The organism is Maribacter polysaccharolyticus (assembly GCF_028882255.1).
Classification (GTDB): Bacteria; Bacteroidota; Bacteroidia; order Flavobacteriales; family Flavobacteriaceae; genus Maribacter_A; species Maribacter_A polysaccharolyticus.
The window spans coordinates 407,235-422,698 of sequence record NZ_JARBUY010000001.1 but is presented as its reverse complement, the minus strand read 5'-3'; the positions used below and the strand labels follow the sequence as shown (position 1 = coordinate 422,698).

General features: G+C 43.1%; 12 protein-coding genes. 5 read left to right on the top strand and 7 right to left on the bottom strand.

Annotation, left to right across the window (positions count from 1 at the left end):
* Positions 1–17 precede the first annotated feature (17 nt).
* Positions 18–602: an acyl carrier protein phosphodiesterase gene (locus PHU20_RS01860; RefSeq protein WP_274823638.1), complete on the bottom strand. Its 585-nt coding sequence runs from the start codon at positions 600–602 to the stop codon at positions 18–20.
* 95 nt (positions 603–697) lie between these two features.
* On the opposite strand from PHU20_RS01860, the gene glmM reads away from it, so the two are divergent.
* Entirely contained in the window at positions 698–2,086 is a 1,389-nt protein-coding gene (gene glmM, locus PHU20_RS01855; protein WP_274823637.1) for a phosphoglucosamine mutase, read from the top strand.
* A gap of 76 nt (positions 2,087–2,162) precedes the next feature.
* Here glmM and PHU20_RS01850 read toward each other — a convergent pair whose 3' ends face one another.
* The 4 genes from PHU20_RS01850 to PHU20_RS01835 form a co-directional block, all read right to left on the bottom strand.
* On the bottom strand, positions 2,163–4,085 hold the full coding sequence (locus PHU20_RS01850; protein ID WP_274823636.1) for an OmpA family protein: 1,923 nt from the start codon (positions 4,083–4,085) through the stop codon (positions 2,163–2,165).
* A 10-nt stretch (positions 4,086–4,095) separates the two neighbouring features.
* A complete protein-coding gene (locus PHU20_RS01845) occupies positions 4,096–5,025 on the bottom strand; it encodes a PorP/SprF family type IX secretion system membrane protein (RefSeq protein ID WP_274823635.1) in 930 nt (309 codons plus the stop codon).
* 25 nt (positions 5,026–5,050) lie between these two features.
* Positions 5,051–6,121 carry a T9SS type B sorting domain-containing protein gene (locus PHU20_RS01840; RefSeq protein WP_274823634.1) on the bottom strand — a complete coding sequence of 357 codons (1,071 nt, stop codon included), beginning with the start codon at positions 6,119–6,121 and terminating at the stop codon, positions 5,051–5,053.
* 361 nt (positions 6,122–6,482) lie between these two features.
* On the bottom strand, positions 6,483–7,370 hold the full coding sequence (locus PHU20_RS01835) for a lysophospholipid acyltransferase family protein (RefSeq protein WP_274823633.1): 888 nt from the start codon (positions 7,368–7,370) through the stop codon (positions 6,483–6,485).
* Positions 7,371–7,430: 60 nt separating this feature from the next.
* Here PHU20_RS01835 and PHU20_RS01830 point away from each other — a divergent pair, with 60 nt between their 5' ends.
* Entirely contained in the window at positions 7,431–8,081 is a 651-nt protein-coding gene (locus tag PHU20_RS01830) for a rhomboid family intramembrane serine protease (RefSeq protein WP_274823632.1), read from the top strand.
* Positions 8,082–8,213: 132 nt separating this feature from the next.
* Here PHU20_RS01830 and PHU20_RS01825 read toward each other — a convergent pair whose 3' ends face one another.
* Together PHU20_RS01825 and PHU20_RS01820 are read right to left on the bottom strand one after the other, a co-directional pair.
* Positions 8,214–9,347, bottom strand: a complete 1,134-nt coding sequence (locus tag PHU20_RS01825) for a TlpA disulfide reductase family protein (protein ID WP_274823631.1) — start codon at positions 9,345–9,347, stop codon at positions 8,214–8,216.
* 102 nt (positions 9,348–9,449) lie between these two features.
* Positions 9,450–9,938, bottom strand: coding sequence for a hypothetical protein (locus PHU20_RS01820; protein WP_274823630.1), 489 nt, complete (start codon positions 9,936–9,938; stop codon positions 9,450–9,452).
* A gap of 92 nt (positions 9,939–10,030) precedes the next feature.
* Here PHU20_RS01820 and PHU20_RS01815 point away from each other — a divergent pair, with 92 nt between their 5' ends.
* The 3 genes from PHU20_RS01815 to PHU20_RS01805 are packed head-to-tail and all read left to right on the top strand — an operon-like array spanning position 10,031 to position 15,443.
* The gene (locus tag PHU20_RS01815) at positions 10,031–12,934 is read left to right on the top strand and encodes an FAD-binding and (Fe-S)-binding domain-containing protein (protein ID WP_274823629.1); all 2,904 of its coding nucleotides are present in this window, start codon (positions 10,031–10,033) and stop codon (positions 12,932–12,934) included.
* Between the two features lie 58 nt (positions 12,935–12,992).
* Entirely contained in the window at positions 12,993–14,057 is a 1,065-nt protein-coding gene (gene aroC / locus PHU20_RS01810) for a chorismate synthase (protein ID WP_274823628.1), read from the top strand.
* A gap of 60 nt (positions 14,058–14,117) precedes the next feature.
* Entirely contained in the window at positions 14,118–15,443 is a 1,326-nt protein-coding gene (locus PHU20_RS01805) for a dicarboxylate/amino acid:cation symporter (protein WP_274823627.1), read from the top strand.
* Positions 15,444–15,464 lie beyond the last annotated feature (21 nt).

The following is a 15,464-nucleotide window of genomic DNA, read 5'->3' as shown; positions in this document are numbered from 1 at the left end:
GGTTATTGATATATTGGTTATAAGGTTTTGAATTTTTGTTTTGAAAAAGTGATCAATTCATCAAAGAATGCGGTGAACTCACTTTCAAATTCCGAATAGTGTTCCTCAAGATCTACGATAGCAAAATTCATTTTTGATCTGTTGTTGGTCCTACGGTTCAAACCGGTTAAGGCTTTTTGGATGCCATCCATTTTGGCATAATTCAAAAGCCAGTTATCCTTGATCATGTAAGGCATCATATACTGCACCCCATCCGGTAGAATGATGTAATTGTTTTCCAAAAGTTTATAAAAGTCATCAACGAATATATTCAGGGGAATATCGGAATAATCGTTCCAGTTTTTGGCTAAAAAATGATCATAATAAATGTCGACGATGACCCGGCTATAATGGCTGTAATTTTTATGGAGGCGCTTACTGCTGATCTTTGGTATGGTATGGGTGTCGGTGTAGGTGTCTATTTCCCGATGTAAACGAATCCCTTTTTGAATGCGCTTTGGCAGGTGGTCTATTTTATTGCCACGGATACTATCGGCAATAAAGTTGCCTATTGTGATTTCTTGGTCACCGAAAGAAAGATATATATGGGCCAGAAAATTCATGGGGCGATTTATTGATTTATCAAGATCGAATTTACCAAATTGAAGGATAGGATTGGCATTAGTCCTTTATATTTGCAAAAAACTTTTAACAAATTATGACACTTATAAAATCAATTTCTGGAATACGGGGTACTATCGGTGGAAAAACCGGGGATAACTTAACTCCTGTCGATGCCGTAAAATTTGCGGCAGCTTATGGAGTGTGGCTAAAGGAATATTCCAAAAAAGACGATTTAAAGGTTGTCATAGGGCGCGATGCCAGAATATCCGGGGAAATGATACAACATCTTGTGGTGTCGACTTTGGTAGGATTGGGTATTGATGTTATTGATTTGGATCTGTCCACAACGCCGACGGTGGAAATTGCCGTTCCTATGGAAAAAGCGGATGGGGGTATAATATTGACCGCCAGCCATAATCCAAAACAATGGAATGCCCTAAAGTTGCTCAATGAGAAGGGGGAATTTCTGGATGCTTCCCAAGGTGCAAGAATCCTTGAAATTGCAGAAAACGAGGATTTTGTGTTTGCCGATGTGGATGATTTGGGGAGTGTAACGAAGAATGATGCCTATATCGACATTCATGTCGATGAAGTTCTGGACCTACCGTTAATAGATGCCGATACCATTCGGAAAGCCAAATTCAAAGTGGTGGTCGATGGGGTGAATTCGACGGGAGGAATAGCGATTCCTAAATTGTTGGAAACCTTGGGAGTTGAAGTTGTTAAGTTGTATTGTAATCCCAATGGACAGTTTCCCCATAATCCAGAGCCTTTGAAAGAGCATCTCGGGGATATTTGTGAACTTGTGGTTAAGGAAAAAGCGGATTTCGGTATTGTGGTAGATCCCGATGTGGACCGTTTGGCTTTTATAAGTAATGATGGTGAAATGTTCGGGGAGGAATATACTTTGGTGGCCTGTGCCGATTATGTGTTGGGTAAAACAAAAGGAAATACGGTTTCGAACCTTTCTTCTTCCCGGGCGCTAAGGGATATTACCGAAAAGCATGGGGGTACCTATGAAGCTGCTGCCGTGGGTGAGGTGAATGTGGTCACTAAGATGAAAGGGAACAAAGCCATAATCGGTGGAGAGGGTAATGGTGGGATTATTTACCCTGAGAGCCATTACGGTCGTGATGCCTTGGTGGGTACAGCGTTGTTCTTGATGCTTATGGCAGAAAAGGGTGGTACCGTAAAAGACTTGCGCGATAGTTATCCAAGTTACTTTATGAGTAAAAAGAAAATCCAATTAACGCCCGAATTGGATGTAGATGGCATTTTAAAAACCATGGCGGACAAATATGCCGGGGAGCAAATATCGACTATTGATGGGGTAAAGGTCGATTTTGCCGAAAACTGGGTGCATTTGCGGAAGTCGAATACCGAACCTATAATCCGTATATATACCGAAGCCAAAAGTCAAAATGAAGCGGATGCACTGGCCGATCGGATCATTGATGAAATTAAAGCTGTAGTCGGTGTTTAAAGAATGATTGTATGGGGGTGCCCCATAGTTGCAAATACGGGATATTTCGAGTGTGGGATCTGTACAGTGGTATTCTTTATTTTCCGATGATTATAAAATCACATCTTCTGTTGGCCAAATGATCTTCGTTGCTGCAGGGAACGCCGTTAGCACAATGATTGATCAGGCGCGATTCGCCGTAGCCAATGGCGCTTTCAATCCTTGAGGCATCGATCCCCATATAAATAAGATAATCCCGGGTTGATTTGGCCCTGTTGTTCGAAAGTTTCAAATTGAATGCATCCGATGCCCTGGAATCGGTATGGGCCTCAATCTTTATTTTTACGCTGGGAAAAGCATTCATGAAGGTCACGATCTTGTCCAATTCCTTCGCTGCTTTATAGGTGATATTAAATCGGTTTAAATTAAAGAATATAGGATTAGCCCGAATTTTTTCCACCCCGCCTTCATTAATGACATAGCTTGAAAAAGGGGTTAAATGGGTGGTATTGATGTCCTGGTAAAGGTTCGGGGATTCGGCATGGTTGACCGCCTGTATTTCTTGTTTGTATTCCGTTTTAAAAAAAGCGATTATGTGATTGCCGTTAGTAGGGAGGGCCACCTCATAATTACCAAGCAAATCCGTGGTGGTTTCGGTAATCAGCTGTTTCTCCCGGTCATAAACTTTTACTTTAACCCCAGGGATCGGGGCCTTGATCTCCTCATCTAAAATGCGGCCCTTGTAGCTCATCAGCTCAGCTACTTTGCTAAATGAATAAATGTCATCATCCCCTTTGCCATTGGTCCTGTTGGAAGAAAAATAACCGGTATTTTCGAAATCATTTGTTATAAGGGCAAAATCATCCCTATTACTATTGATGGGTTTGCCTATATTTTTTGGGGTTCCATAACTATTGGTCGAATCGATTTCCGATTTAAAAATGTCGAGTCCGCCCAGACCAAAATGACTATCAGAAGCAAAATACAAATTTTGTCCGTCAACATAGGGGAACATTTCCCTTCCTGGGGTGTTTATAGTTGGGCCTAGATTGATGGCCGGTCCCAATTTTCCATCCTCCTTAATATCCACGTAATAAATATCGGTCTCCCCAAATCCTCCGTACTTGTTGGAAACAAAGTAAAGTCGTTTCCCGTCCTTGGTCAAAAAAGGATGTCCGAAAGAGTATTTGGGATTGTTGAATTTTAAGGGGACGGCATTTACAATCGAATCTCCCGTTACATCCCCCCTAAAGATGCGCATATTGGAAAATCCTTTGGGATTTACCAGTAAGTGATTGTCTTTTAAATAGTTCTGGGTAAAATAAACGGTTTTGTAATCCGAGGAATAGGTCAGGGTTCCTTCATGAAAGGAAGATTGGATGTTCTTGTGGAATTTGCGCACAGCGCTAAGTTTTCCCGATATTGTATCCCTATTGGCCATTAAAATGGAAAGATAGGGTTGGTTGTTCCAGGAATAATCCACGTCTTCCGAAAATTCAGGGGCCCGGCTTGAGGAAAATACGATAGCATCTTTGTGGTACATTGGGGCAAAATCGGATAGGGGTGAGTTGATTTCGGAATTGCGTATGTCGTATTTGGGTCCTAGTGCAAGAAGGCTGTCCAAATACTGTTCCTGTGCTATGATGATGGCCATTTTTTGCACATCGTAACTATAGTATTCCTTGATCAAATTGTTGGCTTCAACATATTTACCGCAGGCTTTAAGGCTTTGTACGTACTTAATGAAGGTTGCTTCGTCTACCCTTTTTGCCTTAAGGGCATAAAGTTTTTCGTACCATAATCGGGCATTGCCGTAATCGCTGATGCTAAAATAACTTTCGGCTAGCCGTTCAACAATCAAGGGCCTTGGTTTTTTCTTTTTCAAATCAAGTTGTTGGTAAAGAACTATGGCCTCCGTAAAGTTTAGATTTTGGAAATATTCGTTCGCTTCCGCTCTGGTGTTCTGTGCCAGATGGATGTTGTATAGTAATAGTGCGAATATGGTAAAGATTCCTTTCATGGTCGTCTGCTTAGAAAAATCTCGGGGAACGGGCGTTAGGGCCCCATCGCGGCATGAGGTACTTCAATATGATTTCGTGCGAACCCCGGTTGTAGTCGCCAAGATCCGATGTACTATAATCGTAGGAATAGCCCAGGAAAAAGTTTTTGGATATTTGGAATCCGGCCATGGCGCTAAAACTGTCCTTAAATCTATGGGAAACCCCTAATGTGAATTTTTGCATGAAAAGTACGTTTAGGGAGGCATCTATCGTTGCGGGAGCATTGGCAATCGTCTTGACTAGGATAGAGGGTTTTAATTTTGTTGCTGAGTTAATGGCTACGACATAGCCCCCTATAAAATACATATGGTTGTCCCTTTGGATCAAGTTTGTGTCGCCTACTACGTTTGATTTGTTCAAGAGCAGGTTGGGAACGGAGAACCCGACATACCAGTTGTCATTGAATATATAAATTCCGGCTCCTATCGCTGGGAGGGCATTGTAATAGTTGTCATAACTAAAAAGGACGTCATCTTGATCGTAATAACTGCCCTTGGAATAATCGACCTCAAAAAAATCGACACCGGCATTTATGCCCAGCGACATTTTCACTTTTTTACTGAGGTTGAGATAATAAAAGAGAACCGCATTGGAATTGAACTCGGTAGATGGTCCAATATTATCCTTAAACAGGTTGAGTCCCAGTCCCATTCTGTTATTGATGATCCCCGTAATGGTAAGTGCTTTGGTTTCCGGGGCCCCATCAATCCCTACCCATTGGGCCCTGTAGGTGATTGTGGCATCCAATCGGTTGTTCTCGTTAACATATGCGGGGTTTATGGTAGAGGTGTTGTACATATACTGGGTATACTGTGGTAACTGTTGTGCCAACAGCCTACCTCCGCTAAAAAGGAGAAACAGTGCAAGGAGTTTTATGGATTTTTTCCGGGGGGATTTCATCAAATAATTTAAGGTGTAAGGCTTGTCAATCTTTTCTTAAAAACAACCAGCCTGTTATGTTTTCGCTTATGTCATCGGTTTTAAGTTTATAAAAGTAGGTTCCCGTAGGCAAGGGTTCCCCATTGCCCACCACGCCACTAACATTGGCCAAACCGCGCCAATCATTTTGGTATGCCTTTTTCTGATATACCAAGGCGCCATATCTGTTAAACACTTGGAGCTCCGATTCCGGAAACGTTTCGATGCAATCTATTTTAAAGTAGTCGTTTTTACCATCGTCATTTGGCGTAAATTCATTGTATATCGTAAGGCAAGATGGTTCCAAGGTAATTTCAGCGCTATTGTTCTCGGATTCTTTATCTATGGGGGTAGAGGTTTCAAGGGTTGAATTGCTGCTGTAATTTCCGAGGGAAGTAGCCTTAACGACAAGTTCCATGACCGCAGTTGTCCGTGATGGTAAAGAAGAAAGTGTCCATATATGATCGGAAGCATTATAGCTGCCAATGGTCGATTTTGCGTTAACATAATCAACCCCACGGTCTAGATGTTCGGTAATGGTGATATCCTTAAAGTCGGTTGTACCATCGTTCGCTATGGTGATGGTCAAAGTTACCTTTTCACCGATCATTGGGTGATCATTGTTCACCGTTTTCGTAACCTTTAAATCCGATGGTTGGTGAATTTCGGCCATCACCTTAAGTCTTTTTACACTTTCGCAATTGGATATTACTTGGGCAGCATAATAGGCTATTCCGTTTTGTAATGGTGTTTCTAGACTCAATAGGTTGCCTCCTTCAGGGGCATCGTACCAAACAATGTATGTTTCCTGTATTTCTAAATCGGCAATGGTCGGATTTTCTGTTGTCGAAAAGACTTGTGTGGGTTTGTCCGTTGTTGGGGACGAAGGGATCAGCAAAGAAATGGAAATGGCCAAACGCAACGTACTTTCTTCATCTCCCTTTACCTGTGCTGCGTAGTAGGTAAAGCCATCTTGTAATAGGGTGTTTGGAGCCAATGGATTGCCATGGGAGGCCCTGTCGTACCAAATTATATCGGATTCATTGACCTGAACTGTGTTTAGGGTAGGTTGGTCCAATGCGCAAAACGCTTGATGTGTATTTTCGGTTGTGGGTGGGGATACTTCCGTGATGTTTGTCGGAAGTTTGTCGTCATATGGGTGGTCGGAATTATTTATCGCCGAAATGTATAAGTGACCTGGGTGGCCGTTACTTTGTAGGGTTAAGCTGAATGTAAGGCAAAAAAGCAAAACCAGGTAAAAAAGGGGGGTATTTTTTTTATTGAAGCCCATGTATGGCAAATAAATTTTGTTCTATAACGCAGAAAAAAATAAATTATTTAATTTTTAGGGTATTATCGTATAGGTAAATGCCATGTCCCATGTGCTTTTGAAGGATTTGGAAGATGAAAAACCCTAGGATTTTTTGATTAAAGCAAGACTATTGGAATTCAGTCGGCACTTTATTTCTATGTTTCCAGCGGCGATGTGTCCAAAGGTAATGTTCGGGCCGTTCTTTGATCTGTTGTTCCGTAAGTTCGATGAACTTGTCGGTGATCTCATTTTTTTCCGTTGAGCTACCGGCAAGGGTAATAGGAATGAATTCGGCTTGGTAATACCCGCGTTTCACTTTGCTGACCTTTAAGAAAACCACGGCCAGATCGAGTTTTCTTGCCAGGGTCTCGGCCCCGTTGAATATGGGGACCTTGATGCCCATGAATTCTTTCCAGTATTGGGCCCGTTTTACTTGGGGCGATTGATCACTTACCATGCCATATATGGCCCGGATATCGTTTTGGTGGTTGCGCACTACCGTTTTTACGGTTTCCTGTTGTGTGATCAAGGTGGTGTTCCATTTGGCCCTTATTTTTCTGACCAGCCTATCGAAATAGGAATTGCTGATTTTTTGATATACCGCATATCCCTTGGACTCCACATAATTATTGAGGCTGACGTTCCATTCCCAATTGGCATAATGGGAACAGACCACCAAGATGCTTTTTTCTTTTTCAATTTCCCGAACCACATCAATATTGATAACCTTATATTTTTTTTTAATTGCCTTTTTGGAAATACTCATGCTTTTGACCATTTCCAAGAATGTATCGCACAGGTGGTGGTAAAATCTTTTTTCCATTACATCCAATTCCTGATTTGTTTTGTTCGGTAAGGTCAATTCCATATTGCCCCGGACAACTTTTTTCCGATACCCGATCAAGCGGTATACCAAGACATAAAAAACATTGGAAACCCCGTAAAAAAGGCGGTCGGGTAATATGGAGATGATCCACAAAAAAGGATAAATGAAAATAAAGGCAAGTAGTTGCATGTAAAACCGGGTAAAGCGCAAATATAGCTATATTTGGCACGAAATTTAATGCTACAGTACATGAATAATCTGAACATCGCTACCATCGCCATCATAGCAGCCAATGTATTGGCCTCTTTAAAAGGTTTCAATGATGCGGTTTTTTTTGATCGTTACAAGTTTAGTATAGGTGCCGTGCGTGGGGGGCAGAAAGATAGGATGCTGACTTCTGGGTTTTTGCATGTAGACACCTCCCATCTCTTTATGAATATGTTGACCCTTTATTTCTTTGCCGATGTGGTTATAAATTGGTTTGGCCCGGTGAAGTTCGTGGGGATATATTTTATAAGTCTTGCGGCCGGAAGTCTGTTGGCCCTCTTTTTTCACAAGAACGAACCGTATTACAGCGCGGTAGGGGCCAGTGGTGCCGTGACCGGAATATTGTATACCGCGATTTTATTGCAACCGGATATGCGTTTGGGGATCATGTTCATACCCATTCCCTTGCCTGCCTATGTCCTCGGTATCGGTTATTTGCTGTATTCGATTTATGGGATGAAAAAACGCTTGGGAAATATTGGGCATACCGCGCACTTTGGGGGCGCCATGGGAGGGTATGTCGCTACCTTGTTCTTTAGGCCCGAACTTTTGGTAACGGACACTTTAATGGTGATTTTGTTGGCCATTCCCATTGTGATTTTGTTCGTCATGGAAAAACTGGGTAAGATTTGACGGCTTGATCCTGGTTAAGCGGTTGGGGTCTGGAATGCCAAAAGTTAAGTACTGAAACATGTTAATGAAAAAAGAAAGCCCTTCCGGTCGCAACCGAAGGGCTTTTTTATTTTTGAATCAAAGGGATTTTTGCTAATTCAGCATTTCCGAAATCCGGGCTTCCAAGGCGGGTCCCCTGAGGTTCTTGGCAACGATGACCCCTTTATCGTCCAATAAAAATGTCGCCGGTATGGCGTCAACGTTGTAGAGTTTCGCTATGGCATCATCAAAATAGGCGATGTTGGAAACGTGGTGCCATTCCAATCCGTCATCCGCTATGGCTTTTTTCCAGGCCTCTTCGGTTTTGTCCAAGGAAACCCCGATGATACTCAGTCCTTTTTCTTTGTATTTATGGTACACTTTCACCACATTCGGGTTTTCTGCGCGACATGGCCTGCACCAAGCGGCCCAAAAATCGATCAAGGTAGCTTTTCCTTTAACATCGTTCAATGCCAATAGTTCCCCTGAAGGAGAGGGAGCCGAAAAATCAGGGGCAATGGCGCCGATATCCGTGTTCTTTGAATTTTCTTCATGTTTTTTACGCTCGTCCAATAATTGGATTATTTTTTTGGCTGCCCCGGTCTCTTTTATTTCCGGGCTAAGCGCATCGTACAATGCCTGAAGCTCTTCTGTGGTCGAAGTTCTTGTGTTTATGGCCCGATCGATCAACAGGGCCGAAATCAAGGCATTGGGATTGCTCTTGATATAGTCGATTTCAAAGGCTTCGTACTCGCCCCTTAATTCGTCCAATTCTTCCTTTAAGGAATTGATTAAAACCGTATCCCGGTTCCCGGAAGCGGTCCTCATATCCTTTTGGATGTTCATCGCCTGATTGGATGCTTCCCTTGATTTTTTTTGAAAATCGTATAAAAATTCGTTTTGGGGAGTTCCAACGGCCTTGGCAAATCCAAGACTGTCTATATGGGCGGTTATTTCGATATCGCCATTTTCAAGGACCGTAGCCGCATATCCACGAAGTTTATCCACAAAAATATAATGCATTTCGGGAAAGTCTTGTTGACCTTCGAATACAAACGTGCCATTGGTGATCAAGGCCGTATCCACTTCGACCAGTCTATTGCTTTCATCACTTTTTTTCAAATAGACCGCAGTACTATCCGCAATCTCACCGGTTAGTGTCCCGTTAATGGTATAGCCTTTTGGCTTGGAGTTACAGGCAGTCACTAATAATGCCAAGGTGATAATGGATAAAAAGGTGTTTCTCATTCGATGTTTATTTTTATGAGTTGCAAATGTAGTTATAAGTGCCCATAAATAAAAAGCCCTGTACGATTGTTCAGGGCTTTCTTTATTTGTGTTCTCCAAGGTTTAGAATTGATATCGTATGCCCAAGGCGATATCGAAATCAAAATTATCGGAAAAGCCATCATAACCGAGCAATCCTATCTCCGGTCTAAAATCCAACGATATCAATAGGGGAATGTCAAAATTATACTCCACGCCGATGTCCCCGGCCCCAAAAATGAACACCCCGTCGTCGTCGGTGATATTTTCAAAATCAACATTTCCAAAACCACCACCAACGCCGTAGTACCAATTGAAATTACCGTCTAAGGGTTGTACCCATTGGTATACCCCGGCCAATTTAAAGGCGTTGTAGTCCTTATGGTCGCGCCAGCCCAAATCGAACTCTACCCGATTGTATCTGGAAATTGATTTCTGATAGGATATTTCCGCACCGAAGCCGTCACTGTCGCCCAAACGAAGCCCTAAGGCATGCTCGGAGATGTCTTGGCCAAAAGTCGTCGAAAACGAAACGAAACAAGCAATTAATGTAAGTGTTTTTAAAATTTTCATAAGATTTGATTTTATAGGGGTAAAAATAATGATTCTTTATTTTGCTGAAAATAATATCTTAATTTTGCATCCAAAATCGTACCAGGCTGAACATGGAGAAATTGAAAGTACTGAAGGAAGCGTTAACGGGAGACTTATTATTTGATGATTTAAGTACCACACTATATGCCACGGATGCCTCCGTGTACCGAAAAATACCCATGGCGGTAGCTTTTCCCAAGCACGTCGGGGATATTAAGAAATTGATCGGTTTTGCATCTGAAAACAAGGTCGGACTCATTCCTAGGACAGCGGGCACATCGTTGGCCGGACAGTGTGTAGGTGACGGAATCGTTGTTGATGTATCGAAACACTTCACGGAAATCATCGATCTTGATGTTGCCCGTAAGCAGGTGACCGTACAACCCGGTATCATCCGCGATGAACTCAATCAATATTTGGAACCGCACGGATTGTTTTTCGGTCCGAATACCTCCACTTCGAACCGTTGTATGATAGGGGGTATGGTAGGGAACAATTCCTCGGGGACCACCTCTATACAATACGGTGTTACGCGCGATAAGGTCATGGCCATGAAGACCATTTTGTCCGATGGGTCGGAAGTGGAGTTCAAACCTTTGTCTAAAAAGGAATTCCATGAAAAAACCGAATTGGATACCCTTGAAGGAAAACTTTATAAAAGCATATACAACGAATTATCCAATAAAGAGATACAGAATGAAATTCATAATGAATTTCCTAAGTCGAGTATCCATAGGAGAAATACGGGGTATGCCGTTGATGAACTATTGAGGAGTGAAATTTTCGAAGGGCCCGAAGCGGAATTCAATTACTGTAACTTATTGTCCGGGAGTGAAGGGACCTTGGCCTTTACCACGGAAATAACCCTTCAGTTGGATGAACTTCCTCCCAAATACTCGGCTATGGTGGTCACACATTACCATACGTTGGAAGATTGCCTAAGCGATGTGGTTCCAGTAATGGATCACGGGTTGCACTTATGTGAAATGATGGATAAGGTCATTTTGGACTGTACCAAAAACAATACGACCCAACTCGAGAACCGTTTTTTTGTAGAAGGGGATCCGGCCGCCTTGTTGATGCTGGAATTGAAGGCAGATAGTGAGGAAGAACTCCAAAAGGAGATCCAAAAGTTGATAGTTACCATAAAAGACTCGGGATTGAGTTATGCGAACCCCATTTTGTATGGAGGTGATATCGCAAAGGCCGTCGAGTTAAGAAAAGCGGGATTAGGGCTTCTGGGTAATATCGTTGGCGATATGAAAGCCGTGGCCTGTATTGAGGATACCGCGGTAGCCCTTGAAGACCTGAAGGATTTTATAGCGGAATTCACCCTGATCATGAAGGGATATAAGCAGAACGCCGTTTATTATGCCCACGCAGGGGCAGGTGAATTGCATTTACGTCCCATCCTTAACCTTAAAAAATCGAAAGATGTGGCCCTGTTCAGGGCAATTACTACGGATGTCGCCAAGTTGACCAAAAAATATAAAGGCTCCTTTAGCGGGGAACATGGGGACGGGATTGTCCGTGCCGAATTTATCCCGCTTATGATCGGGGAAAAGAATTATGGACTTTTAAGGAGGGTAAAGGCATATTTTGACCCTGACGGGATATTCAATCCAGGAAAAATAGTCGATGCCTTTCCCATGGATGAATCCTTTCGTTATGAAGTGGACAGGGAAGAGCCGGAGATTACCACTTTAATGGACTTTTCGGATAGTGAGGGCATTTTAAAGGCTGCGGAAAAATGTAACGGTAGTGGGGATTGTCGAAAAACCCATCTGTCCAAAGGGGGTATGTGTCCAAGTTACCATGCCACTAAAAATGAGAAAGATACCACAAGGGGCCGTGCGAATGCCTTTCGTGAATTTTTAACCACAGGGGATCCCTCCAAAAGATTCGGACAGGAAGAATTGAAAGAGGTTTTCGACTTTTGTTTGAGTTGTAAGGCATGTGCCAGTGAGTGTCCCAGTAATGTCGATATTGCCAGTCTTAAAGCAGAATTTTTATATCAATACCAAGAGCAAAAAGGGTATTCAATGCGGAGCAAGCTCTTTGCCCACAATACCAAGCTCAATAAAATTGGGAGTAAGGTAGCCTGGTTGACAAATGCCGTTTATGGTTCGGAATGGCTTAGTGGTTTGTTGAAAAAGTCAGTTGGCGTGGCTGTGGAAAGGTCGATGCCCAAAGTTTCAAGCTTTGATTTTGATAAATACCTCCAAGATATTAAAATACAGCAAAATAAGGAAGATACAAAAGTAGTACTATATATTGATGAGTTTACCCATTATATGGATACGGACCTAGGGAAGGATGCCATGGAATTGCTAATGGGATTGGGGTATGATGTTCAATTGTATTATGCGGAAAGTGGACGGACGTATCTATCCAAGGGGTTTTTGAAGCAAGCGAAAAAATTGGCCATGGAGAACGTGAAGGAACTAAGGATTTTCTGTGATCAGGGAATCCCTGTATTGGGGATTGAGCCCTCGGCCATATTGTCCTTTAGGGATGAATATAAAAGATTGGTGCCCGATGGGGACGTCGAGGCCATTGCAGGAAACTCCTATCTGATCGAGGAATTTTTAGCAAATGAGATCACCAAGGGGAATTTAACTTCGGATAGGTTTACGAAGGAGGCGAAAACCATAAAAATTCATAATCATTGTCATCAAAAAGCGCTGTCCAATCAAAAAGTGACCTTTGATATCCTTAATTTGCCCGAGAATTATTCGGTTACCCTTATTAGTTCGGGTTGTTGTGGCATGGCCGGCTCTTTTGGGTACGAAAAGGAGCATTATGCGGTAAGTATGCAGATCGGGGAATTGAAATTATTTCCTGCCATCCGAAAAAGTGACGAAGGCACCATCATCGCCGCCAATGGGACCAGTTGTAGACATCAGATCAAGGATGGTACCGATAGGGATGCCATGCATCCCATTACCATCTTGAAAAATGCCTTGATAAATTGATTTTTGTATCCGTTCATTAACCTATATCTTTGGCGAACTAAGAACCTAATATTACGCTATGGCAGGGAATACATTCGGTAACCTTTTTAAACTATCCACCTTTGGGGAATCGCACGGTGCGGCAATCGGTGGGGTTTTGGATGGGTGTCCTCCGGGAATAGAGCTTGATCTGGAGGAAATCCAAAATGAACTGAACCGTCGTAAACCGGGCCAATCGGCTATTGTCACCCAACGTAAGGAACCCGATACGGTCGAATTCCTTTCGGGTATTTTCGAAGGTAAGACTACGGGTACGCCCATTGGTTTCGCGATCCACAATACCAATCAAAAATCCGGGGACTACACCCATATCAAAGACTCTTACAGACCTTCCCATGCCGATTATGTGTATGATCAAAAGTATGGTTTTCGTGATTATAGGGGTGGGGGCAGGAGTTCGGCCCGCGAAACTGCCAGTAGGGTGGTGGCAGGGGCCATTGCCAAACAATTCCTTTCAGGATTAAAGATCAACGCCTATGTATCCCAAGTGGGCGGGTTAAAGATGGATAAAACCTACCACGAGCTCGACTTTTCATTGATAGAGTCGAATCCGGTTCGTTGTCCCGATCCCGATATGGCTGCCAAGATGGAAGATCATATTAAGGATATCCGTAAAGAAGGCGATACCATCGGGGGGGTAATCTCTTGCGTGATACAAAATGTGCCGATTGGTTTGGGAGAGCCTGTTTTTGACAAGCTCCATGCCGAATTGGGTAAGGCAATGTTGTCTATCAATGCCGTAAAAGGGTTTGAATATGGCAGTGGTTTTAAAGGGGTGACCATGAAAGGTAGTGCCCATAATGATGCGTACAACACCGATGGTACCACAAAGACCAATTTTAGTGGAGGCATACAAGGAGGTATCAGCAATGGTATGGATATCTATTTTAATGTGGCCTTTAAACCTGTCGCTACGGTCATACAGCCGTATGAAACCATTGATAAAGAAGGGAATAGGGTAACGACCAAAGGCAAGGGGCGCCATGACCCTTGCGTCGTACCTAGGGCAGTACCTATTGTAGAGGCTATGGCAGCATTGGTCATGGCCGATTATTTTTTACTTGCGCGAGCCATAAATTCGTAGCCACTTCTTCCACCTTTGCCAACAAATTGGTATATTTCCAACTCATTTAAACAAAGGTATATGAAGAAAATGGAATTGCACTGGCAGATTTTAATCGGAATGATCCTTGGGATCGTATTTGGATTTGCCATGACACAGATAAGTTGGGGAAATGAATTTGTTTCCGACTGGATCAAACCCTTAGGAACTATTTTTGTCAAACTTCTCAAACTGATAGCGATTCCATTGATACTTGCTTCCTTGATCAAAGGGATATCCGATCTAAAGGATATTTCGAAATTCAGGAATATCGGGGTACGAACCATTTTGATTTATGTGGGTACAACGATCGTGGCGATTACCATTGGATTGATTTTGGTCAATATCATACAACCGGGGAATGGGATTTCAGAGGACACCATAGACCGATTGACCGCTACCTATGCCAATGATAGTGGGGTTACCTCAAAAATAGCCGAGGCTTCCAGGCAAAAGGAGGCCGGTCCCTTAAGCTTTTTGGAGAATATGGTGCCTGATAATGCCATTAAATCCATGGGGGATAACGGGTTAATGCTACAAGTCATCTTCTTCACGATATTCATGGGCATATCTATGTTGTTGATCGGGGAGAAAAGGGCAGAGCCACTTAAAAAATTCTTCGACGCCTTGAATGATGTCGTTTTGAAAATGGTGGACTTGATCATGTTGTCGGCCCCCATCGCCGTTTTTGCCCTTTTGGCCAGTGTTGTCGTGTCCTCCAGTGACCCGGATTTGCTCTATGCGTTGTTGAAGTATTCAGGAGTGGTTGTACTTGGATTGTCGTTAATGATCGTTTTTTACATCTTTGTGGTATCTACCTATGCCCGCCTAAATCCGTTTTGGTTTTTAAAACAGATCAGTCCGGCCCAATTATTGGCATTTTCCACAAGTTCAAGTGCTGCAACACTACCGGTTACCATGGAAAGGGTAGAAGAGCACATTGGAGTGGATAAGGAGGTTTCCAGTTTTGTATTGCCCGTGGGTGCCACCATTAATATGGATGGTACGAGCCTATATCAAGGAGTGGCCGCCGTATTCATAGCCCAAGCCCTGGATTTTAATCTCGACCTTGGGGCACAGTTGGTCATTGTCTTAACGGCCTTGTTGGCCTCTATAGGTTCTGCTGCGGTTCCCGGTGCGGGAATGGTCATGTTGGTCATCGTATTGGAATCCGTCGGTTTTCCAGCCGATAAGTTGGCCATAGGATTGGCTTTGATATTCGCCGTGGATAGGCCATTGGATATGTGCCGGACCATAATAAACATTACCGGGGATGCCACTGTAGCTACGGTTGTGGCCAAATCAGTAGGGAAATTAGGGCAACCCCATGTCGAGAATTGGGATGATCATCTGGAAGAAGTGCGATAGCCTTAGGTGATTTCCCTATCG